Genomic DNA, 20532 nt, shown 5'->3' with positions numbered 1-20532 from the left:
ACCCGATGAAGGCCGAACCGTCCGCGCAGCTGCGGCTGCTGGAGCTGCAGGAGGTCGACGCCCGCGTCGACCAGCTGCGCCACCAGAAGGCGAACCTGCCGCAGACCGCGGAGATCGCCGCACTGACCGCGCGTCGTACCGAGACCCAGGGATGGATCCGCGACGAGCAGATCAAGGTCGACGACCTGACCGCCGTGCAGGAGCAGGCCGACCGCGACGTCGAGCAGGTCAAGGCGCGCCGCAAGCGCGACCAGGACCGGATCGACGCAGGGCTGATCGGCAACCCCAAGGACCTCGAGCGGATGCAGCACGAGCTGGAGAGCCTGGACCGCCGGATCTCCACCCTGGAGGACGAGGAGCTCGAGGTGATGGAGCGCCTCGAGCAGGCGCAGACCGGTCTGGCGCAGCTGCGCAGCGACCTCGACGAGGTCGATCGTCAGCTCGACGCGCTGACCACCGAGCGCGAGGAGCAGACCGCGGCTCTGGAGGAGCGGATCGGGGAGACGGGCGAGCGGCGTGCGCCGATCGTCGCAGCGATCCCCGACGACCTGCTCGCGCTCTACGAGAAGCTGCGCACCACCCGCAACGGGGTCGGCGCCGCCCTGCTCCGCGCCCGCCGCTGCGGCGCCTGCATGCTCACCCTCGACGCCGCCGAACTGGCCGCGATCCGTGGACGCGCCGCGGACGACGTGGTGCGCTGCGAGGAGTGCTCCCGGATCCTGGTCCGCAACGAGGAGAGCGGGCTCTAGGGCGGCAGCCGATGAGCGATCCGCGCGGCGGAGCGTCGACGACGCTGGTCCTGGTCCGGCACGGGGTCACCACGCACACCTCCGGGCGCCGGTTCTCCGGGGGCCTGGGGGGCGACAACCCGCCGCTCTCCGACGAGGGCCGGGACCAGGTCGGCCACACCGCCGCCTGGTTGGGCGAGCTGGGCGACCGGCTCGACGCCGTCATCGCCTCCCCGGTACGCCGCACCCGCGAGACCGCCGACCTGATCGCGGCCCGGCTGGGGCTGGAGGTCACCGAGGAGCCGGCGTTCGCCGAGATGGAGTTCGGCTCGTGGGACGGCAAGTCCTTCGCCGAGGTCGCCGCCGCGGACCAGGCGGGGATGGATGCCTGGTTCAGCGACCTGACCGCCGCACCGCACGGCGGGGAGTCCTTCCACGACGTGCACCGCCGGGTGCTGCTCGGCCTGGGGCGCGTCCTCGACGCGCACGCCGGAGGCACCCTGGTGGTCGCCTCGCACGTCACCCCGATCAAGACGCTGGTCGGGCACGCCGTCGGCGCGCCGCTGGAGTCGCTGTTCGCCTTCGAGCTGGCCCCGGCCTCGGTGTCGGTGGTCGCCTTCCACCCGGACAGCAGCGTGCAGGCCGGCTACCGGGCGTCGCTGCGGATGTTCAACGCGCTGCCGCCCGGTCGTCGTACGTTGCTCGACACCGGGCGCTGGTAGTCGCGTCGCCGGGGCCCAGACGCCGACCATCCAGCCGCCGGCCGTTCAGTCGCCGGTCTCAGTCGCCGAGGACGCGACGCAGGTAGGCGTTGGTGAAGACCCGATCCGGGTCGAGCCGGTCCCGCAGCGCCAGGAAGTCGCCGAAGCGCGGATAGAGATCGGCCAGCCCGTCGGCCTGCCGGGTGTGCAGCTTGCCCCAGTGCGGCCGGCCGTCGTGCGCCTTGACGACCTCCTCCATGAGCGCGAAGTACGCCGCGTGGTCGGCGTCGCGGTGGGTGTGGAAGGCCAGGTAGAAGGAGTCGCGACCCGACGCGGTCGACAGCGGTACGTCGTCGGCCGGCGCCACCCGGATCTCGACCGGGAACGAGACCCGCAGGCCGGAGGCCTCGAACACCCGGCGGCACTCGCGCAGCGCCGGCAGACCGGCCTCGCGGGGGACGGCGTACTCCATCTCCCGGAAGACGACGTCGCGCGAGGTGGTGAACACCCGGTGGGCGACGTCGGTGTAGGTCCGCGGCCCGAGCAGGCGGGCGGCCAGCCGGTTCGCCTGCGGGATCGCCGCGGGTGCCCGGTTCAGCGCCGCGGTCTGCACCCCGAACAGGGTGTTGGAGAGGAACTCGTCGTCCAGCCAGCCGCGCCAGCGGGCCAGCGGCTCGGCCGCGGAGAGGTCGGTGCCCATCCGGGTGTTGCGCTTGGTGAGCAGCCGGTCGGTGTGCGGGAACCAGTACATGTCCAGGTGGTCGGAGTCGGCGACCATCCCGTCGAAGGAGTCCAGCCCCTCGTCCCAGCCCATCGGCTGCTCGACGGCCCGCAGCAGGAACAGCGGCTCGACCGCGAAGGTGATCATGGTGAGGACGCCGAGCGCGCCCAGCCCGACCCGGGCGTGCTCCAGGATCTCCGGGTTCTGCGTGGCGTCGGCCCGGACCACCTCCCCGGTGCCGGTCACCAGCTCGAGGCCCACCACCTGCGCAGCCAGACCGGCGGCCCGGCCACCGGTGCCGTGGGTACCGGTGGAGATCGCGCCGGCCAGGGTCTGCTCGGCGATGTCGCCCATGTTGTGCAGGCTCAGGCCCAGCCGCTCCAGCGTGGCGTTGAGGACCTTCAGCTGGGTGCCGGCCCGGGCGGTGACCGTCATCGCCGCACGGTCCACCGCGACGATCCCGGTCATCGCGTGGGGGAGCAGCTGGACGTGCTCGGGCCGGGCGATGGCGGTGAAGCTGTGGCCGGTGCCGGCGGTCTTCACGGTGCGGCCGGCCTCGCGCGCCCGCACCACCTCGGCGGCCACCTCGGCGGCATCGGTGGGCGTGCACACCTCCAGGTCGCTGGCGTGCTCCAGACCCGACCAGTTACGCCACGACGCCGGGTTCTGTGCCCGCTGCGAGGTCCTCATGGGAACGCACCGTAGTGGGTACCCGCACCAGGGTCGCCCCCAGGAGGGCGATCGCGCCGCCCGCGAAGCAGACCAGGTACGCCGGCGAGGCGCCGCCGTGGTCGATCACCACTCCGGCGACGGCGGCTCCGGGCGCGAGCCCGGCCGCGATCCCGGTCTGCAGGAAGGCCATCCCCTCGGTCATCCGGGAGGTGGGCAGCACCTGCTCGGCGAGCGACATCGCGGCGATCAGCGTCGGGGAGATGGCGAAGCCGCCGACCAGCAGCACGAGTGCCATCACCGGCAGCGAGGGCACCACGAAGAGCGGCGCCATCGCCAGGGCCATCGCCAGCGCTCCCCAGCGCAGCCGGGTCGCCGCGCTGCTGCGCCAGGTGACCGCGCCGGAGATCAGGCCCGCGAGCAGGCTGCCCAGCGCCCAGATCGCCAGCAGGAACCCGGCCGCGCCCTTGCTGCCCTCCTCCTCGGCGAACGCGACGGTGGTCACCTCGGCCGCGCCGAAGAGCACCCCGAGGGAGGCCGTCACCAGGGTCAGCGGCGCGATCGCGCCCCACGGGATCGGAGCGCGGGCGGTGCGCACCTCGACGTGCGGGTGCGGCGGGGGCGCGGTGCTCCGCAGCAGCGCGAAGACCCAGGTCCCGAGCAGGCCGCTGACCAGCGCCGCCAGCAGGCCGGCGGCCGGGTGCACGGTGGTGGCCAGCACGGTGACCGCGATCGGGCCGATCAGGAAGACCGCCTCGTCGGCGACCGCCTCGAAGGAGAAGGCGGTGTGCAGCCGCTCGGGCCGGTCCGCCAGGACGTGCGACCACCGCGCCCGCACGCAGGTGCCGACCGACGGCATCGCGGCGCCCGCGACGGCGGCGCAGGCGAAGGTGAGGACCCGGGACCACTCCGCCTGCAGGGACCACATGCCGGCACCGAGAGCCAGGGCCCAGACCGAGATCACCACCGGCAGCACCCGCCCTGGCCGAAGCGGTCGAGCAGGCGGCCCTGGACGATCGCGAAGACCGCGTTGAACAGCAGCGCCACGGCCGACACCGCGCCGGCGAACGCGTAGGACCCGGTCTCGTGCTCGGCGAGCAGCACGATGCCCAGCCCGACCATCGAGATCGGCAGGCGGGCGACGAGCCCGGTCAGGCTGAACGCGGCGGTGGCGCGCGTGAAGATCGCGCGGTAGTGCTCGAGCATGGTGCGGGCATCCTGCACCGAACCGGGCCGGGCCACCAATCCCGCCAGCGATCCGGCCGCTGATCGCGCCACCGGCCCGAGCGGCATCGGCGGCTCCCTAGGATGAGGGCGTGTCCGAGTCCAGCTCCGCAGCCCCCAGCGCCACCGCCGCCACCGCCCCGTACGACGCCCTGCTCCTGGTCTCCTTCGGCGGACCGGAGAAGCCCGAGGACGTCGTACCGTTCCTGGAGAACGTGACCCGCGGCCGCGGGATCCCGCGCGAGCGGCTCGAGCAGGTGGGGGAGCACTACTTCCTCTTCGGCGGCCGCTCGCCGATCAACGACCAGAACCGCGAGCTGCTCGGCGCCATCGAGGCGGACCTGGCGGCGAACGGGATCGACGTCCCGGTCTACTGGGGCAACCGCAACTGGGGGCCGTACCTGACCGACGTGGTCACCCAGATGGCCCGCGACGGGGTGCGCCGCGCCGCCTGCATCGTCACCTCCGCCTACTCCTCCTGGTCCAGCTGCCGGCAGTACCGGATCAACCTGGAGGACGCGGCGGCCGCCGTGCCCGACGACCTGACCGCTCCGGTGCTGGACAAGCTGCGGGCCTACTACGACCACCCCGGCTTCGTGACGCCGGTCGTCGACGCCACCGTGCACGCGCTGGCCGAGCTGCCCACCGGCCACGACCCGGCGACGAGGCTGGTCTTCGTCACCCACTCGATCCCCACCGCGATGAACGAGGAGAGCGGCCCCGAGGGCGGTGCCTACCAGGCCCAGCACCTCGATGTCGCCGCCGTGATCGCCGAGGAGGTCGCGGCCCGCACCGGCATCCGGCGGCCGCACGAGCTTGTCTACTGCTCCCGCTCCGGGTCCCCCCGCACACCCTGGCTGGAGCCGGACGTCAACGACCGGCTCGAGGAGCTCGCCGCCGAGGGGTGCCCGGGGTGGTGCTGATCCCGGTCGGCTTCGTCTCCGATCACATGGAGGTCGTCTACGACCTCGACACCGAGGCCCTGGCGACCGCCGAGAAGGTCGGCATCCCGGCGCTGCGGGTGGCCACCACCGGCACCGATCCGCGCTTCGTCGCCGCGATCCGCGACCTCTTCCTGGAACGGGCCGCCGCCGAGCGCGGCGAGGAGCCGCGGCGCCTCGGGGTCGGCACCCGGGGACCGGTCTGCGACCGCTGCCCGTCGCACTGCTGCCTGCCCCGCGAGACGCCGGCCGGAGCCCGGTGACCGCGGAGGCGCCGGGCCCGTCCGGACTCCCCGCCGACCTGGCCGCGATCGCCGCCGAGGTCGCCACCGAGGCCGCCGCGCTGGTACGTCGACACGCCGCGGCCGGAGTCGGCGTCACCGCCACCAAGTCGAGCGAGGTCGACGTGGTCACCGAGGCCGACCGGGCGGCCGAGGAGCTGATCCGCGCCCGCCTGCTCGCCCGGCGTCCCGGCGACGCGATCCTGGGCGAGGAGGGCGACGACGTCGCCGGAACCACCGGGGTCCGCTGGATCGTCGACCCGATCGACGGCACGGTCAACTTCCTCTACGGCCGTCCCGACCACGCCGTGTCGATCGCGGCGGAGCTGCACGGGCGGGTGGTGGCCGGGGTGGTGCACCGCATCCCCGACGACCGGCGCTACCAGGGGCACGTCGGGCCCGACGGCAGCGCCGTGGCCACCGTGGACGGCCGGCCGCTGCGGGTTCGGGGCCCCGCACCGCTGGCGCACCGGCTGATCTCGACGGGCTTCAGCTATCGGGCCGAGGTCCGCGCCGTGCAGGGCGCGGCGGTCGCCCGGCTGCTGCCGGTGGTGCGTGACATCCGCCGCGCCGGTTCGTGCGCACTCGACCTGTGCGCGGTGGCCGAGGGGGCGTTGGACGGCTACTCCGAGGAGGGCGTCAACCTGTGGGACCACGCCGCCGGTGCCTTCCTCGCCCGGGCGGCCGGAGCCCGGTTCGAGGTGCTCCACGGCGCGGCCGGCGGCGACCTGGTGGTCTGCGCACCCGAGCACGGCTTCGAGGAGCTGCGCGACGCGATCGTCGCCGCCGGCTTCGCCGCGGGCGACGCGCCGTCCTCACCTGCCTGAATACCTTGCCGGGGGCGGGAATAGCGCGACCGATCGCACTGTTCGGAGACTCGCAAGCCATCCGGTGTCGCGACCCGAGGCCGGATGGTGCACAATCTGCGGCGCCGATCAGGTGAGCAGATCACCGCGCAGCACCCCCGCCGGGAAGAGGAGATTGTCATGGCGACTGACTACGACGCACCGCGTAAGAACGAAGAAGATCAGTCCGAGGAGAGCATCGAAGAGCTCAAGGCTCGTCGTCACGACAAGAACTCCGGCAAGGTCGACGAGGACGAGGTCGAGGCGGCGGAGTCGTTCGAGCTCCCCGGTGCCGACCTCTCCCACGAGGAGCTGGCGGTCGAGGTGAAGCCCAAGCAGGAGGACGAGTTCACCTGCATGAGCTGCTTCCTGGTGCACCACCACAGCCAGCTCGCGGACTCCAAGAAGATGATCTGCCGCGACTGCGCGTGACCCCGCGCTGAGCCTGGTGCCCGTTCGCACGGGCACCGCGAGCACGTACGACGCCCGCCCGGTGAACCGGACGGGCGTCAGCGCTTCTCGGGGCCGGTCAGGCCTTGCCGGCGTCCTTGCGCAGCGGCGGCGGCAGCTGCCCGGTGGACCTGCGGTAGTAGTTCGCCGCACGGCGGGTCGCGGCCATCCGGACCAGGGCGACCGCGGTGCCGCTGGCCACCGCCCAGGCCACCGCCTCCCAGAGGTCGACGTCGGGGTCGGCCGGGTTCTCCGGGGGCTGCTTGCCGGTGGCGACCTTCCAGCCGGAGTTCAGCGCCTTCTTCGCGATCGCCGCGCCACCGAGCCCCGCCGCGAGGGAGAAGACGGTCCAGACCTTCGAGCTGTCGTCAGACATGGTCCGACCCTAGCGCCCACTCAGGAGTCGTGGCGGGCGCGGTCCGCCTCCAGCGCGTCGGCCAGCGCGTTCGGGTGGCGCGAGCTGAGCAGCCAGTACGGCGTCGGGTCGGCCGGGTCGTCGAGACGGACCTGCACGGCCCGGCGCACGTAGGGCCGCAGCAGCAGGAACGCCCGGGCATCGGCGTCGGGACCGGAGACCCGCCACGCCTCCTTCTGGTCCAGCGCCCGGACCTCGGCGATGTAGCGGGTCTCGATCCGGGCACGCCCGGCGCGCAGCCAGCCGTCGCGCACCACGATCCGGGCGTCGCCGTAGGCGAACAGGCAGAGGGCGAGCAGGGCCAGGGCGGCTCCGGTCGCCACCCACGGGATCGCGTTGTCCGGGATGGCCACGATCATCGCGATCCACAGCGTCGCGATCAGCATGGTGCCCTGGACCCACCAGCGCAGGGGGACGCCGAGGCGCTCGTTGTACTCCACCCGCGTGGCGCCGTCGTTCACACAGCGAATGATCCCATCCGCCCCATGGCACAGGTTGCGTAGGGTCGACCCCCGTGACCGAGCAGAGCACCCCGACCTCGCCGATCCCGATCGCCATCCAGCTGCTCGACCCCGGGTGGAGCCCCCGCGCTACGCGCACCACGGGGACGCGGGCGCCGACCTGACCACCACCGTCGACCTGCGGCTGGCCCCCGGCGAGCGTGCACTGGTGCCGACGGGCATCGCGATCGCGCTGCCGGACGGCTTCGTCGCGCTGGTGCACCCCCGCTCCGGGCTGGCGGCCCGGCACGGGCTCTCGATCGTCAACACGCCGGGGACCATCGACGCCGGCTACCGCGGTGAGATCAAGGTGCTGCTGATCAACCACGACCCGGCGGAGACGATCGAGCTGCGGCGCGGCGACCGGGTGGCGCAGCTGGTGGTCCAACGCTTCGAGCGGGCGGCGTTCCAGGTGGTCGACGAGCTCGAGGACTCCGCGCGTGGCGCGGGCGGCTACGGCTCGACGGGCGGGTTCGCGTCCGGCGGGTGAGCGCGCTGCGGGTGCGCCCGTCCGTCCCGTGGACGGTGGGGCTACGGTTTGTCGGTGGAGGTCTCGGCCCACCGCCGAGGCGGCACGGGCCGAGGAAGGACGAGGAGGAGCAGGACGTGAGATTGCGTCGCAAGGCCAACCAGGCCGAGGAGACCACGTCGGTCGACGCCGAGTCGACCGACTCGACCGGCGCCGCGGGCGAGGACCAGGCCGCGGGACCGCTGGACGTCGACGAGGTCCCCGCCGACCAGCACCCGCCGCTCGACCTCGGCGCGCTCCTGCTCGCCCCCAGTCCCGGCCGGGACCTGCGGGTCCAAGTGGATGAGAAGTCGGGCACCGTGCGCGCCGTACTGCTCGCCGACCAGTCCGGTGCCGTCGAGCTCCGCGCCTTCGCCGCCCCGCGCAACGGGGACCTGTGGAGCGAGGTGCGTCCGCAGATCGCCGCGGACACGGCGCGTCGCGGAGGCACCGCCACCGAGCGGGAGGGACGCTTCGGCACCGAGCTGGTGTGCGAGGTGCAGGTCAAGCGCTCCGACGGTGCCCAGGGCACCCAGGTCTCCCGGGTGGTCGGGGTGAACGGCCCGCGGTGGCTGCTGCGCGCCACGTTCCTCGGCGAGCCGGCCCGCGACGCGGCCGCCGCTGCCGCCTGGGACGACACCCTCAACGGTGTGGTGGTGCGCCGCGGCGACCACGCGATGCCGGTGGGGGAGCAGCTCCCGCTCGCGCTGCCCGAGGGCATCGAGCGCGCCGACAAGCCGGCCGGGTGACCCACGCCGATGGCCGGCAGGAGCCGTCTGCGGCGCACCATCAGCCGCTGGGCCAGCAGCGAGGAGGCCGAGGCCCGCGACCTGCAGCGTGAGTTCACGCACACCGGGGTGGTGCCGATCGGCGACGCACCCGACCGCGAGCAGGTGCACCTGCGCGGCACGCTGCGCACGGTCACCCTGCGGCCGCGCGGCGGCGTCCCCGCCCTCGAGGCGGAGCTGTACGACGGCACCGGCACCGTGACCGTGATCTGGCTCGGACGTCGGCGGATCGCCGGCATCGACGCCGGACGCGGGATCGAGGTCTCCGGCAGGATCGGCCGACAGGAGGGCCACCGCGTGCTCTACAACCCGCGGTACGAGCTGCTGTGACCGAGGAGTCCGAGCGTCCCGACCCGCACCCGGAGGAGACCGTGGAGCACACCGAGGCCACCGCGCCCACCCCCGACCACGTCGGCATCGACACCGTCGAGGCGCTGGTCCGCCAGCAGCTCTCCCGGGCGCTGGGCGGGCGCCGGGGGATGCTCGAGGCCGGCGTGCCGGGCATCGTCTTCACCCTGGTCTGGCTGGTGGTCAAGGACCTGCAGGCGGCGCTGATCGGCAGTCTGGCGGTGGCCGGTGTGGCACTGGTGCTGCGTCTGGTCCAGCGCTCCACCCTGCAATACGTCTTCAACGCGATCTTCGGCATCGGCATCGGCTGGCTGTTCGTGCGCATCGCCGCCGGGTCGGGCGGGTCGGAGAGCGACCAGGCGCTGGCCTTCTTCCTCCCCGGCATCCTGGTCAGCCTGGGCTACACCATCGTGCTCGGCTTCTCCTGCCTGATCCGCTGGCCGATGCTCGGCTTCATGCTGGGCAGCGTCACCGGGGACCCCACCGCCTGGCACGACGACCCCCAGGTGGTCACCCTGTGCAGCCGGCTGACCTGGGTGATGCTGCTGCCGGGCGCGGTCGGGGTGCTGCTCCAGGGGCCGGTGTGGCTGATGGGGCACGCCGACGTGATCGAGGTCGACCTCGCGGTCCTGCTGATCACCATCCTGCGCACCGGCCTCGGCTGGGTGCTGCGGATCGGCTCCTGGTCGGCGATGTTCTGGTTGCTGGCGCGCGACGCCACCCCGCTGTCCCGGGCCGGCGGACAGCACGGTCTCGCGCCGCAGACCGACTGAGCAGGCTGGGCCGGTCCGGGGCCCACCCGGGCTGATCCGGGGCCGGCCGACAGCGGCGGACTATCCGGGGTGCGCCGACGGCGCCAGCAGCCGCTCGAGCTCGTCCTCGGCCTCGGCAGGCACCACGAAGAGCAGTTCGTCGCCGGACTCGACCGGCTGTTCGGGGCGGGGACGTAGACCTGTCCGTCGCGCAGGATGGTGACCAGCGCGCAGTTCTCGGGCAGCGGGATCAGACCGCACTGCTTGCCCACGTAGGGGGAGTCGGCCGGCAGCGTCATCTCGACCAGGTTGGCGTTGCCCTGACGGAAGGTGAAGAGCCGGACCAGGTCGCCGACGCTGACCGCCTCCTCGACGAGCGCGGACATGATCCGCGGGGTGGAGACGTTGACGTCGACCCCCCACGCCTCGGTGAACAGCCACTCGTTGTTCGGGTGGTTGACCCGGCCGACGGTGCGCGGCACACCGAACTCGGTCTTGGCCAGCAGCGCGGTGACCAGGTTGGCCTTGTCGTCGCCGGTAGCGGCGATCACCACGTCGCAGCGGTCCAGCCGGGCCTCCTCCAGCGAGGAGAGCTCGCAGGAGTCGGCCAGCAGCCACTCCGCGTCCGGCACCCGCTCGGGCCGGATCGCGGAGGCCGACTTGTCGATCAGCAGCACCTCGTGGCCGTTCTGGATGAGCTCGCGTGCGATCGATCGACCGACCGCGCCGGCCCCGGCGATGGCTACCCGCATCTGTCGTCCTCAGCTTCCCTGCTCGGGCCCGCGGGCGAGCACCTCGTAGGCATGGGTGGCGTTCTCCTCGCGGACCACCACGTGCAGCAGGTCGCCCTCCTGGATCACCGAGTCGCGGTCGGGCAGCATGCCCTCGCCGAGCCGGTCGATCCAGGCGACCCGGGCCCGGGCCTGCTCCTGGAACTCGCCGACGCGACTGCCGATCCAGCGCTCGGGGACCACGTGGTGGTCGACCCGGATGGTGCCGGAGGGGTCGCGGAAGTCCGGCTCCGCGCCGGCCGGCATCAGGCGGCGCAGCACCTGGTCGGCGGTCCACTTCACGGTCGCCACCGTGGTGATGCCGAGTCGCTGGTACACCTCGGCGCGGCCCGGGTCGTAGATCCGGGCGACGACGCGCTGGATGCCGAAGGTCTCCCGCGCGACACGCGCGGCGATGATGTTGGAGTTGTCGCCGCTGGAGACCGCGGCGAACGCGTCGGCGCGCCGGATGCCGGCCTTCTCCAGCACCTGCTGGTCGAAGCCCATGCCGGCCACCTTGTCGCCGTTGAAGCCCGGTCCGAGGCGGCGGAAGGAGTCCGGCTCGCTGTCGATGACCGCAACGGTGTGGTTGCGATCCTCCAGGCTTCGCGCGAGCGTCGAGCCCACGCGGCCGCATCCCATGATCACGACGTGCACGGGATCACCGTAGCGCGGGCGCGCCGAGGGGTCGCGTGCCGTACGCTTCTCGGCCGTGGGTGTCGGCGACGTCTCCAAGCGCATCCTGCTCGGGCGCAAGTTGCGCAGCGCCCAGTTGGGCGAAACGCTTCTGCCGAAGCGGGTCGCCCTTCCGGTGTTCGCCAGCGACGCCCTCTCCTCGGTCGCCTACGCGCCCGACGAGGTGTTCATCATGCTGTCGCTGGCGGGCGCGTCGGCGTACGTGTGGTCCTGGAAGGTCGCCATCGCGATCGCCGTGGTGATGGCCGCCGTGATCGCCTCCTACCGGCAGACCGTCTACGCCTACCCCTCCGGCGGCGGCGACTACGAGGTCGCCCGGGCGAACCTCGGCCCGACCGCCGGCGCCACCGTCGCCAGCGCCCTGCTGGTGGACTACGTGCTCACCGTCGCGGTCTCCATCTCGGCCGGTTCGCAGTATGCGGCGGCGGCGATCCCTGCGGTGCAGGACCACGAGGTGATCGTCGCGGTCGGCATGGTGCTGCTGCTGATGGCGGCCAACCTGCGGGGCACCCGGGAGTCGGGGATCCTCTTCTCCTGGCCCACCTACGCGTTCATGTTCGCGATCCTCGGCATGTGCCTGTTCGGCTTCGGCGAGATGATCACCGGCGACCTGCCGCGGGTGGAGAGCGCCGACCTCGAGATCATCCCCGAGCCCGGCATGGAGCAGCCGCTGACCACGCTCGGTCTGCTGTTCCTGCTGGCCCGCGCGTTCTCGTCCGGGTGCGTCGCCCTGACCGGCGTCGAGACGATCTCCAACGGGGTGCCTGCGTTCCGCCGGCCGAAGAGCAAGAACGCCGCGACCACGCTGCTGCTGCTCGGGCTGATCGCCATCACGATGATGGTCAGCGTCATCGTGCTGGCCCGCCAGATGGGGTTGAAGTACGTCGACCCGCACGACCTCGACCGGCTGACCCGCAACGGTGAGGCGCTGCCGTCGGACTACGACCAGTCCGCGGTGATCGCACAGATCGCGCGCGCCGTCTTCCACGACTTCCCGCCGGGCTTCTACCTGGTGGTCACGGTGACCGCGATCATCCTGGTGCTGGCCGCCAACACCGCCTTCAACGGGTTCCCGGTGCTCGGCTCGATCCTCGCCAAGGACGGGTTCGCCCCCGCGCGCTCGGCTCCCGCGGCGACCGCCTCGCCTACAGCAACGGCATCGTCTTCCTGGCGGTGCTGGCGATCGCGCTGATCGTCATCTTCGACGCCGAGACCACCCGGCTGATCCAGCTCTACATCGTCGGCGTCTTCGTCTCGTTCAACCTGAGCCAGGCCGGGATGATCCGGCACTGGACCCGAGCCCTGGAGCGCGAGCACGACCCCGCCCTGCGCCGGCGGATGCAGCGCTCGCGGGTGATCAACGCGATCGGTCTCAGCTTCACCGCGGTCGTGCTGGTCGTCGTGCTGATCACGAAGTTCCTGGCCGGCGCCTGGATCACCGTGCTGGCGATGACCTTCTTCTTCCTGGTGATGCGCGGCATCAAGGGCCACTACGACAAGGTCAACGAGGAGCTGGCCGCCGACGACGAGGACAAGGTGCTGCCCACCCGGGTGCACGCCATCGTGCTCGTCTCCAAGCTGCACAAGCCGACGCTGCGGGCGTTGGCCTTCGCCAAGGCGACCCGGCCGAACGCGCTCGAGGGCGTCTACGTCTCGGTCGACCAGGCCTCGACCGCCAAGCTGCTGGAGGAGTGGGACCAGCGCAACACCGGCGTCCCGCTCAAGGTGCTGCACTCGCCGTACCGTGAGGTGGTCAAGCCGATCGTGGAGTACGCCAGCGCGATCCGCCGGGCCAACCCGCGCGGGGTGGTCGCGGTCTACATCCCGAGTACGTCGTGGGCCGCTGGTGGGAGCAGCTGCTGCACAACCAGACCGCGCTGCGGCTCAAGGGACGACTGCTGTTCAGCCCCGGCGTGATGGTCACCTCGGTGCCCTACCAGCTGCGCTCCTCCCAGATCGCCCAGGAGCGCGAGGAGCGTGACGAGCAGCGGGTCCGGCCCGGGGACCTGCGACGCGGTCGGGTCGGTCAGAACCGCAACCGGCAGATCCAGCGGTGAGCGGCCGGCGGGGGGCGCCCCGGCGTGGTGGCCGGCGGCCCGACCGACGGCGCGCGGCCCGCGGCGCCTCGGTGGTCGGCCGGCGCTACGAGGTCGAGGTCGGCCCGATCGCGCACGGGGGGCACTGCGTCGCGCGGGTCCCCGACGGCGACGCGACCCGGGTGGTCTTCGTCCGCCACGCCCTCCCCGGCGAGCACGTGGTCGTGGAGCTGACCGAGGGCACCGAGGGAGACCGGTTCTGGCGCGGTGACGCGGTCCGGGTGCTGAGCGCCTCGCCGGACCGGGTCGCGGCGCCCTGCCCGGTCGCCGGCCCCGGGCTCTGCGGTGGCTGCGACTTCCAGCACGTCACGCTGACCCGCCAGCGCGAGCTCAAGGCCGAGGTGGTCCGCGAGCAGCTGCGCCGGATCGCCGGCCTGGACCGCGACCAGCCCGAGCCGCTGGTCCGCGACCTCGTCGTGGAGCCGGTCCCCGGCGACGTCGACGGCCTGCGCTGGCGGACCCGGCAGCGGTACGTCGAGCTGCCGGACGGTCGCCGGGGGATGCGCAAGCACCGCTCGCACGAGGTGGTGCCGGTCGATGACTGCCTGCTCGAGGCGGCCAGCGGTCCGTCGTACCGGGTGCGGGAGCATGCGTTCGAGGTCGCCGACGGCGGCTTCTGGCAGGTCCACCCCGGCGCTCCGGAGGCATTGGTCGGTGCGGTGCTCGACGCGCTCGCGCCCCGCCCGGGCGAATCGGCCCTCGACCTCTTCGCCGGCGTCGGCCTGTTCAGCCGGTTCCTCCTCGACGCTGTGGGGCCCGAGGGCCGGGCCGCCGCGGTGGAGGGCGACCCGGTGGCCAGCGGGCTCTCCCGACGCAACTGCCCGGGCATCGACACCACCGCCGGCGACGTCGCCGAGGTCCTGCGCGAGGAGTATCCGGGGCACTGGGACCTGGTGGTGCTCGACCCGCCCCGCACCGGCGCCAAGCGGGCCGTCGTGGAGCAGGTCGTCGCCCGCAGCCCTCGCGCCGTCGCCCACGTCGCCTGCGACCCCGCGGCACTGGCCCGGGACGTGTCGATCTTCGCCGAGCACGGCTACCGTCTGGCCGGCCTGCGGGCGTTCGACCTCTTCCCGATGACGCACCACGTGGAGTGCGTCGCGCTGCTCGAGCCCGCTGACCGCGCGGCCCGTCAGCGCACCACCTCGTAGACCAGCTTCTGGACCCCGTTCGGGTAGGACTCGCTCTCGGTCAGGCGGAGCATCTGCTTCGCCTTGTCGGTCTCGCTGAAGAGTCGCTGTCCGGCGCCGAGAAGGGTCGGGAAGACGAGCAGGTGGTAGCGGTCGATCAGGCCCGCGTCGGACAGCGCACGATCGAGGGTCGCACTGCCGTGGATCGAGATCGGGCCGCCGTCGGACTCCTTGAGCGCGGCCACGTCGTCGACGGAGCGGAGCAGGTGGATCTCGCCCCAACCCTCGATCAGGTCAGATTCCGTGAGGGTGGTGGAGACGACGTACTTGGGCATCGCGTTGTAGCGCGCGAAGTCCTCGGTCATCGACGGCCACACCGGGGCGAACGCCTGATAGCTGACCCGGCCCATCATCAGGGCGGTCGCCTCGTCCTGCTCGCGCCCCTTGAGCTCGTACGCCGCCGGGACGAAGTCGATGTCCTTGAAGGTCCACCCGGAGCTGCGGTGCCCGGGCTCTCCTCCGGGCGCCTCGACGACGCCGTCGAGGGAGATGAAGGCGGTGGCGATCAGGGTGCGCATCGGTGACTCCTCGGTCGGGGTTGCTGTCATCCTCTCCACGAACGCCGCCGCCCGCCTACGACACCGACCGGGATTTCTTCTGGTTCCCCGCCCGTGCGAGCCTGGATGGAGCCCGACGAGGGCCCGGACGAGGGAGCCGTACCCGGCGTGCGACAAGACGGCCAGGAAGGTCTCGTCATGTCCTGGTTCGTTCTCGTCCTGTCCGGTGTCCTGGAGGCGGTCTGGGCCACCGCGCTGGGGCGCTCCGAGGGACTCACCCGGCTCTGGCCGTCACTCACGTTCGTGGTCGCGCTGGTCGCCAGCATGGCCGGCCTGGGCTACGCGATGCGGACGCTGCCGGTCGGCACCTCCTACGCGATCTGGGTGGGCATCGGCGCGGCACTGACCGTCGCCGTCGCGATGGTCACCGGGGCCGAGGAGTTCAGCGTGGTCAAGGCGCTCCTGGTGGTCGGGGTGGTCGGCTGCGTGGTGGGCCTCAAGCTCGCGCACTGATCCGCCGGCGGGCGTCGGCGTCGGGCTCGTTCCCTGTTGGCTTGCCCTCATGTCGGCTTGAAGTTCTAGCGTTCTCGTCATGAGCATCGAATCGGTCGCCTGGCAGCAGATGTATCGCCGGTCCCAGGCGCCCCGGGAGCGGCGGCGGTTCTCCCGCGCCACCGCGCGCCGGATCCTCGCCTTCGCCCGGCCGCACCGGCGCGAGCTGATCGGCTTCCTGGCGTTGAGCATCGGCTCGGCCGCGCTCGCCGTGGCCACCCCGGTGCTGGCCGGTCGCACCGTCGACGAGATCGTCGCCGGCGCCCCGTCCCGGGTCGTGGTCACCCTCGCGTTGATCATCGCCGGCGTCGCCCTGGTCGACGCGGCGGCCGGCCTGGCCACCCGGTGGCTCTCCTCGCGGATCGGCGAGGGGTTGATCCTGGACCTGCGCACCGAGGTCTTCGACCACGTGCAGCGGATGCCGGTCGCCTTCTTCACCCGCACCCGCACCGGCGCGCTGGTGAGTCGGCTCAACAACGACGTGATCGGCGCCCAGCGGGCGTTCAGCGACACGCTCTCCGGAGTGGTCGGCAACCTGGTCATGCTGGTGCTCACCCTGATCGTGATGCTCGGCATCTCCTGGCAGATCACCCTGCTCGCGCTCGCGCTGCTGCCGGTCTTCGTTCTGCCGGCCCGCGCGATGGGCACCCGGCTCGCCGCGATCCAGCGCGAGGCGGCGGACCACAACGCGGCGATGGGCAACCAGATGACCGAGCGGTTCTCCGCCCCGGGCGCCACGCTGGTCAAGCTCTTCGGTCGTCCCGACGCCGAGTCCGAGGCGTTCGCCGCCCGAGCCCGCCGGGTCGCCGACATCGGGGTGCGCACCGCGATGGTGCAGACCACCTTCGTCACCGCGCTGACGCTGGTCTCGGCGCTCGCCGTCGCGGTCGTGTACGGCGTCGGCGGGCTCGCCGCTCTGCGCGGCAGCCTCGACGCGGGTGCCGTGGTGACGCTCTCGCTGCTGCTCGCCCGGCTCTACGCGCCGCTGACGGCGCTGGCCAACGCCCGGGTGGAGGTGATGTCCGCGCTGGTCAGCTTCGACCGGGTCTTCGAGGTGCTCGACCTCGAGCCGCTGATCACCGAGCCGGAGCACCCCCGGCACCTGCCGGCGGGGCCGCTGGCGGTCGAGTTCGACGACGTGCGGTTCGGGTACCCGGCCGCGGACCGGGTCTCGCTGGCCTCCCTGGAGGACGTCGCGGTGCTCGACACCCGCGGTGGTGCGGAGGTGCTGCACGGGATCGACTTCCGGGCCGAGCCCGGCCAGGTGGTGGCGATCGTCGGGTCCTCCGGGGCGGGGAAGTCCACGCTGGCGCAGCTGGTGCCGCGGCTCTACGACGTGGACAGCGGTGCGGTCCGGCTCTCCGGCGTCGACGTCCGCGAGGTGGCGTCGGCCGAGCTGCGCGACGCGGTCGGCGTGGTCACCCAGGACGGCCACCTCTTCCACGACACGATCCGCGACAACCTGACGCTGTCCCGTCCCGGGACGTCGGAGGACGAGCTCTGGGAGGCGTTGGACCGGGCCCGCCTGGCCGCCCTGGTCCGGTCGCTGCCGGACGGGCTGGACACCGTGGTGGGGGAGCGCGGCTACCGGCTCTCCGGCGGCGAGCGTCAGCGGCTCACCATCGCCCGGCTGCTGCTGAAGCGCCCCCGTGTGGTGATCCTGGACGAGGCCACCGCCTCGCTGGACTCGACCTCCGAGGCCGCGGTCACCGCCGCCCTCAACGCCGCCCTGGAGGGGCGCACCGCCCTGGTGATCGCGCACCGGCTCTCCACCGTGCGGGCGGCCGACGTACTCCTGGTAGTGGAGGACGGCCGGATCGTGGAGCGCGGGAGCCACGCCGACCTGCTCGCGGCGGGCGGTCGCTACGCGGAGCTCTACCGGACGCAGTTCGCCGAGGACTCGCCGGTGGGGCGTGATCGGCGGGTGTGGCTTGGAACCACCCAGCGCGTGATGTATCTTGATATCAAGATACCCCGGTGACTGCGCCACCGGATGCGGTTTAGGTTCGCCTCACTATCACGCTCGCCCCAACGGCGGCAGGATGGGAGGCAGCGACCGGACCGGTCCCGGCTCACCAGAACCGGACAATCCACGAGGACGGAGAGACGCGGATGCCCAGCGTGAACAGCTTCGGTGCCAAGAGCACCTTGGACGTGGAGGGGAAGGCCTACGAGATCTTCCGCCTCGACGCCGTCAAGGGCGAGGGACTCGACGTCGCCTCGCTCCCGTACTCGCTCAAGGTGCTGCTGGAGAACCTGCTGCGCACCGAGGACGGGGCGGACATCACCGCCGACGACATCAAGGCGCTGGCCGGTTGGGACGCCGACGCGGAGCCCACCAAGGAGATCCAGTTCACGCCTGCCCGCGTGATCATGCAGGACTTCACCGGCGTGCCCTGCGTGGTGGACCTCGCCACCATGCGTGAGGCGATGGCCGACCTCGGCGGCGACGCCACCAAGATCAACCCGCTCGCGCCGGCTGAGATGGTCATCGACCACTCCGTCATCGCCGACGTCTTCGGCAGCCCCGAGGCGTTCGAGCGCAACGTCGAGATCGAGTACGAGCGCAACCGCGAGCGTTACCAGTTCCTGCGCTGGGGCCAGGGTGCCTTCGACGACTTCAAGGTCGTGCCCCCCGGCACCGGCATCGTGCACCAGGTCAACATCGAGCACCTGGCGCGCACCGTCTTCACCCGCGAGGTCGACGGCGAGCTGCAGGCCTACCCGGACACCTGCGTCGGCACCGACTCGCACACCACGATGGTCAACGGCATCGGCGTCGTCGGCTGGGGCGTGGGCGGCATCGAGGCCGAGGCCGCGATGCTCGGCCAGCCGGTCTCCATGCTGATCCCGCGCGTGGTCGGCTTCAAGCTCTCCGGCGACCTGCCCGAGGGCTCGACCGCCACCGACCTGGTGCTGACCATCACCGAGATGCTGCGCAACCACGGCGTGGTCGGCAAGTTCGTCGAGTTCTACGGCCCCGGCGTCTCCGCGCTGCCGCTGGCCAACCGCGCCACCATCGGCAACATGAGCCCCGAGTTCGGCTCCACGATCGCGGTCTTCCCGATCGACGAGCAGACCGTGGACTACCTGCGGATGACCGGCCGCTCCCAGGAGCAGCTCGACCTGGTCGAGTCCTACGCCAAGACCCAGGGCATCTGGCACGACCCCGCCGCCGAGCCCCGCTACTCCGAGAAGCTCGAGCTGGACCTCTCCACCGTCGTGCCGAGCATCGCCGGACCGAAGCGCCCGCAGGACCGGATCGAGGTCACCGCTGCGGACACCTCGTTCGAGCAGGCGCTGGGCGACTTCACCGACGACAAGGACAAGTCGGTCCCGTTCTCGCTCGACGGCCAGGAGCTGGAGCTGGAGCACGGCGCGGTCACCATCGCGGCGATCACCTCCTGCACCAACACCTCCAACCCGTCGGTGATGATCGGCGCCGCCCTGCTGGCGAAGAACGCGGTCGACAAGGGCCTGGCCCGCAAGCCGTGGGTGAAGACCACCCTGGCTCCCGGCTCCCAGGTCGTCACCGACTACTTCGAGCGCTCCGGCCTCACGCCGTACCTGGACAAGCTGGGCTTCAACCTGGTCGGCTACGGCTGCACCACCTGCATCGGCAACTCGGGCCCGCTCATCCCCGAGGTCTCCGCCGCAGTCAACGAAGGCGACCTCGCGGTCACCTCGGTGCTCTCGGGCAACCGGAACTTCGAGGGCCGGATCAACCCGGACGTGAAGATGAACTACCTGGCCTCCCCGCCGCTGGTGGTCGCCTACGCGCTGATGGGCACGATGCGCAAGAACCTCTTCGAGGACCCGCTGGGCCAGGACACCGACGGCAACGACGTCTACCTCAAGGACATCTGGCCCTCGCCGTCCGACGTCCAGTCGGTCATCGACCAGGCGATCAACACCGAGATGTTCGACAGCCGCTACGCCGACGTGTTCAAGGGCGATGAGCGGTGGCAGTCGCTGCCGACGCCGGAGGGTGACACCTTCGCGTGGGACGCGGACTCCACCTACGTCCGGCGCCCTCCCTACTTCGACGGGATGCCGGCCGAGCCCGAGGCGGTCACCGACATCTCCGGCGCTCGGGTGCTGCTCAAGCTGGGCGACTCGGTCACCACCGACCACATCTCGCCCGCCGGCGCGATCAAGAAGGACAGCCCGGCCGGTCAGTACCTGGTGGAGAACGGCGTCCAGCAGCGCGACTTCAACTCCTACGGCTCGCGCCGTGGCAACCACGAGGTGATGATCCGCGGCACGTTCGCCAACATCCGGCTGCGCAACCAGATCGCCCCCGGCACCGAGGGTGGCTACACCCGCGACTTCACCCAGGCCGACGGCCCGGTCACCTTCGTGTACGACGCCAGCGTCAAGTACCAGGCCGCCGGCACCCCGCTCGTGGTGCTCGCCGGCAAGGAGTACGGCTCCGGCTCGTCCCGTGACTGGGCGGCCAAGGGCACCTCGCTGCTGGGCGTGAAGGCCGTCATCGCCGAGAGCTACGAGCGGATCCACCGCTCGAACCTGATCGGCATGGGCGTGATCCCGCTGCAGTTCCCCGCGGGCGAGAGTGCCGAGTCCCTCGGGCTGACCGGCGAGGAGGAGTTCTCCATCTCCGGCATCACCGAGCTCAACGAGGGTCGTACCCCCAAGACCGTCAAGGTCAAGGCCGGCGACGTCGAGTTCGACGCGGTCGTCCGGATCGACACCCCCGGCGAGGCGAACTACTACCGCAACGGCGGCATCATGCAGTACGTGCTGCGCAACCTGCGCAAGGGCTGAGTCCCGGCCAGGTCGCTGCCGACGGCCCGTCACCCGCGTGGGTGGCGGGCCGTCGTGCCTCCCACCTCCGAGGGCCGG

19 protein-coding genes, 3 pseudogenes and 1 riboswitch are annotated in these 20532 nt (G+C 72.1%); of the genes and pseudogenes, 14 read left to right on the top strand and 8 right to left on the bottom strand.

The genetic code is table 11. The features are described from left to right. Window positions 1-5: 5 nt before the first annotated feature. Complete coding sequence (locus FIV43_RS06815; RefSeq protein ID WP_231123787.1) at window positions 6-749, top strand: zinc ribbon domain-containing protein; 744 nt, start codon at window positions 6-8, stop codon at window positions 747-749. A gap of 11 nt (window positions 750-760) precedes the next feature. Next, window positions 761-1450 (top strand): histidine phosphatase family protein, encoded by a 690-nt coding sequence (locus tag FIV43_RS06810; protein ID WP_141013521.1) that lies wholly within the window; start codon window positions 761-763, stop codon window positions 1448-1450. Window positions 1451-1508: 58 nt separating this feature from the next. Here FIV43_RS06810 and FIV43_RS06805 read toward each other — a convergent pair whose 3' ends face one another. The 3 genes from FIV43_RS06805 to FIV43_RS06795 are packed head-to-tail and all read right to left on the bottom strand — an operon-like array spanning window position 1509 to window position 4025. Then, the gene (locus FIV43_RS06805; RefSeq protein ID WP_141013520.1) at window positions 1509-2840 is read right to left on the bottom strand and encodes a D-arabinono-1,4-lactone oxidase; all 1332 of its coding nucleotides are present in this window, start codon (window positions 2838-2840) and stop codon (window positions 1509-1511) included. Next, the gene (locus tag FIV43_RS06800) at window positions 2797-3786 is read right to left on the bottom strand and encodes an MFS transporter (protein WP_141013519.1); all 990 of its coding nucleotides are present in this window, start codon (window positions 3784-3786) and stop codon (window positions 2797-2799) included. Before FIV43_RS06800 ends, FIV43_RS06805 begins: the two co-directional genes overlap by 44 nt. Further along, the gene (locus FIV43_RS06795; protein ID WP_141013518.1) at window positions 3780-4025 is read right to left on the bottom strand and encodes a hypothetical protein; all 246 of its coding nucleotides are present in this window, start codon (window positions 4023-4025) and stop codon (window positions 3780-3782) included. The genes FIV43_RS06800 and FIV43_RS06795 overlap by 7 nt, the downstream gene beginning before the upstream one ends. Before the next feature lie 110 nt (window positions 4026-4135). Between FIV43_RS06795 and FIV43_RS06790 the strand changes: the two are divergent. From FIV43_RS06790 to FIV43_RS06780, 3 genes and pseudogenes are all read left to right on the top strand, one after another. Further along, window positions 4136-5247, top strand: a pseudogene (locus tag FIV43_RS06790) (ferrochelatase). Beyond that, on the top strand, window positions 5244-6092 hold the full coding sequence (locus FIV43_RS06785) for an inositol monophosphatase family protein (protein ID WP_141013517.1): 849 nt from the start codon (window positions 5244-5246) through the stop codon (window positions 6090-6092). The pseudogene FIV43_RS06790 and the gene FIV43_RS06785 overlap by 4 nt, the downstream one beginning before the upstream one ends. Before the next feature lie 159 nt (window positions 6093-6251). After that, window positions 6252-6542, top strand: a complete 291-nt coding sequence (locus FIV43_RS06780) for a DUF4193 domain-containing protein (RefSeq protein ID WP_141013516.1) — start codon at window positions 6252-6254, stop codon at window positions 6540-6542. A gap of 97 nt (window positions 6543-6639) precedes the next feature. On the opposite strand, the gene FIV43_RS06775 is transcribed toward FIV43_RS06780, so the two are convergent. Then, window positions 6640-6936, bottom strand: coding sequence for a DUF4235 domain-containing protein (locus tag FIV43_RS06775; protein ID WP_141013515.1), 297 nt, complete (start codon window positions 6934-6936; stop codon window positions 6640-6642). 20 nt (window positions 6937-6956) lie between these two features. Then, window positions 6957-7436, bottom strand: a complete 480-nt coding sequence (locus FIV43_RS06770) for a DUF3093 domain-containing protein (RefSeq protein ID WP_231123786.1) — start codon at window positions 7434-7436, stop codon at window positions 6957-6959. A gap of 115 nt (window positions 7437-7551) precedes the next feature. On the opposite strand from FIV43_RS06770, the gene dut reads away from it, so the two are divergent. The 4 genes from dut (at window position 7552) to FIV43_RS06750 (ending at window position 9892) form a co-directional block, all read left to right on the top strand. Continuing rightward, window positions 7552-7965, top strand: coding sequence for a dUTP diphosphatase (gene dut / locus FIV43_RS06765; RefSeq protein ID WP_231123785.1), 414 nt, complete (start codon window positions 7552-7554; stop codon window positions 7963-7965). Window positions 7966-8081: 116 nt separating this feature from the next. Continuing rightward, complete coding sequence (locus FIV43_RS06760; RefSeq protein ID WP_231123784.1) at window positions 8082-8732, top strand: DUF3710 domain-containing protein; 651 nt, start codon at window positions 8082-8084, stop codon at window positions 8730-8732. 9 nt (window positions 8733-8741) lie between these two features. Beyond that, window positions 8742-9101, top strand: a complete 360-nt coding sequence (locus FIV43_RS06755; protein WP_141013513.1) for an OB-fold nucleic acid binding domain-containing protein — start codon at window positions 8742-8744, stop codon at window positions 9099-9101. Next, entirely contained in the window at window positions 9098-9892 is a 795-nt protein-coding gene (locus FIV43_RS06750; RefSeq protein ID WP_231123783.1) for a DUF3159 domain-containing protein, read from the top strand. The genes FIV43_RS06755 and FIV43_RS06750 overlap by 4 nt, the downstream gene beginning before the upstream one ends. Window positions 9893-9952: 60 nt before the next feature. On the opposite strand, the pseudogene FIV43_RS06745 reads toward FIV43_RS06750, so the two are convergent. Together FIV43_RS06745 and FIV43_RS06740 are read right to left on the bottom strand one after the other, a co-directional pair. Continuing rightward, a pseudogene (locus tag FIV43_RS06745) lies at window positions 9953-10623 on the bottom strand (potassium channel family protein). Between the two features lie 9 nt (window positions 10624-10632). Beyond that, window positions 10633-11283, bottom strand: a complete 651-nt coding sequence (locus tag FIV43_RS06740) for a potassium channel family protein (RefSeq protein ID WP_407938886.1) — start codon at window positions 11281-11283, stop codon at window positions 10633-10635. Window positions 11284-11353: 70 nt separating this feature from the next. Between FIV43_RS06740 and FIV43_RS06735 the strand changes: the two are divergent. After that, window positions 11354-13394: pseudogene (locus FIV43_RS06735) on the top strand (APC family permease). Further along, the gene (locus FIV43_RS06730) at window positions 13391-14581 is read left to right on the top strand and encodes a class I SAM-dependent RNA methyltransferase (protein ID WP_141013511.1); all 1191 of its coding nucleotides are present in this window, start codon (window positions 13391-13393) and stop codon (window positions 14579-14581) included. Before FIV43_RS06735 ends, FIV43_RS06730 begins: the two are co-directional and overlap by 4 nt. On the opposite strand, the gene FIV43_RS06725 is transcribed toward FIV43_RS06730, so the two are convergent. Further along, window positions 14563-15138: a dihydrofolate reductase family protein gene (locus FIV43_RS06725; protein WP_141013510.1), complete on the bottom strand. Its 576-nt coding sequence runs from the start codon at window positions 15136-15138 to the stop codon at window positions 14563-14565. The two genes, FIV43_RS06730 and FIV43_RS06725, sit on opposite strands and share 19 nt — an antisense overlap. 105 nt (window positions 15139-15243) lie before the next feature. Beyond that, window positions 15244-15304: riboswitch (guanidine-III (ykkC-III) riboswitch) on the top strand. Window positions 15305-15315: 11 nt separating this feature from the next. Between FIV43_RS06725 and FIV43_RS06720 the strand changes: the two genes are divergently transcribed. The 3 genes from FIV43_RS06720 (at window position 15316) to acnA (ending at window position 20454) form a co-directional block, all read left to right on the top strand. Next, the gene (locus FIV43_RS06720; RefSeq protein ID WP_141013509.1) at window positions 15316-15630 is read left to right on the top strand and encodes a DMT family transporter; all 315 of its coding nucleotides are present in this window, start codon (window positions 15316-15318) and stop codon (window positions 15628-15630) included. A 79-nt stretch (window positions 15631-15709) separates the two neighbouring features. Beyond that, a complete protein-coding gene (locus tag FIV43_RS06715; protein ID WP_141013508.1) occupies window positions 15710-17650 on the top strand; it encodes an ABC transporter ATP-binding protein in 1941 nt (646 codons plus the stop codon). 131 nt (window positions 17651-17781) lie between these two features. Further along, window positions 17782-20454 carry an aconitate hydratase AcnA gene (gene acnA / locus FIV43_RS06710; protein ID WP_141013507.1) on the top strand — a complete coding sequence of 891 codons (2673 nt, stop codon included), beginning with the start codon at window positions 17782-17784 and terminating at the stop codon, window positions 20452-20454. Window positions 20455-20532: the final 78 nt, after the last annotated feature.

Origin of the sequence: Nocardioides sambongensis, assembly GCF_006494815.1 — a bacterium.
Lineage (GTDB): Bacteria > Actinomycetota > Actinomycetes > Propionibacteriales > Nocardioidaceae > Nocardioides > Nocardioides sambongensis.
This window is presented reverse-complemented; position numbering and strand designations above follow the sequence as displayed.

Excerpts from the sequence above, each read along its gene's own strand:
- FIV43_RS06815 (WP_231123787.1), top strand. The coding sequence starts at position 6 with ATGAAGGCCGAACCGTCCGCGCAGCTGCGGCTGCTGGAGCTGCAGGAG.
- FIV43_RS06810 (WP_141013521.1), top strand. The coding sequence starts at position 761 with ATGAGCGATCCGCGCGGCGGAGCGTCGACGACGCTGGTCCTGGTCCGG.
- FIV43_RS06805 (WP_141013520.1), bottom strand. The coding sequence starts at position 2,840 with ATGAGGACCTCGCAGCGGGCACAGAACCCGGCGTCGTGGCGTAACTGG.
- FIV43_RS06795 (WP_141013518.1), bottom strand. The coding sequence starts at position 4,025 with ATGCTCGAGCACTACCGCGCGATCTTCACGCGCGCCACCGCCGCGTTC.
- FIV43_RS06780 (WP_141013516.1), top strand. The coding sequence starts at position 6,252 with ATGGCGACTGACTACGACGCACCGCGTAAGAACGAAGAAGATCAGTCC.
- FIV43_RS06775 (WP_141013515.1), bottom strand. The coding sequence starts at position 6,936 with ATGTCTGACGACAGCTCGAAGGTCTGGACCGTCTTCTCCCTCGCGGCG.
- FIV43_RS06755 (WP_141013513.1), top strand. The coding sequence starts at position 8,742 with ATGGCCGGCAGGAGCCGTCTGCGGCGCACCATCAGCCGCTGGGCCAGC.
- FIV43_RS06740 (WP_407938886.1), bottom strand. The coding sequence starts at position 11,283 with ATGGGATGCGGCCGCGTGGGCTCGACGCTCGCGCGAAGCCTGGAGGAT.
- FIV43_RS06725 (WP_141013510.1), bottom strand. The coding sequence starts at position 15,138 with ATGCGCACCCTGATCGCCACCGCCTTCATCTCCCTCGACGGCGTCGTC.
- FIV43_RS06720 (WP_141013509.1), top strand. The coding sequence starts at position 15,316 with ATGTCCTGGTTCGTTCTCGTCCTGTCCGGTGTCCTGGAGGCGGTCTGG.
- FIV43_RS06715 (WP_141013508.1), top strand. The coding sequence starts at position 15,710 with ATGAGCATCGAATCGGTCGCCTGGCAGCAGATGTATCGCCGGTCCCAG.
- acnA (WP_141013507.1), top strand. The coding sequence starts at position 17,782 with ATGCCCAGCGTGAACAGCTTCGGTGCCAAGAGCACCTTGGACGTGGAG.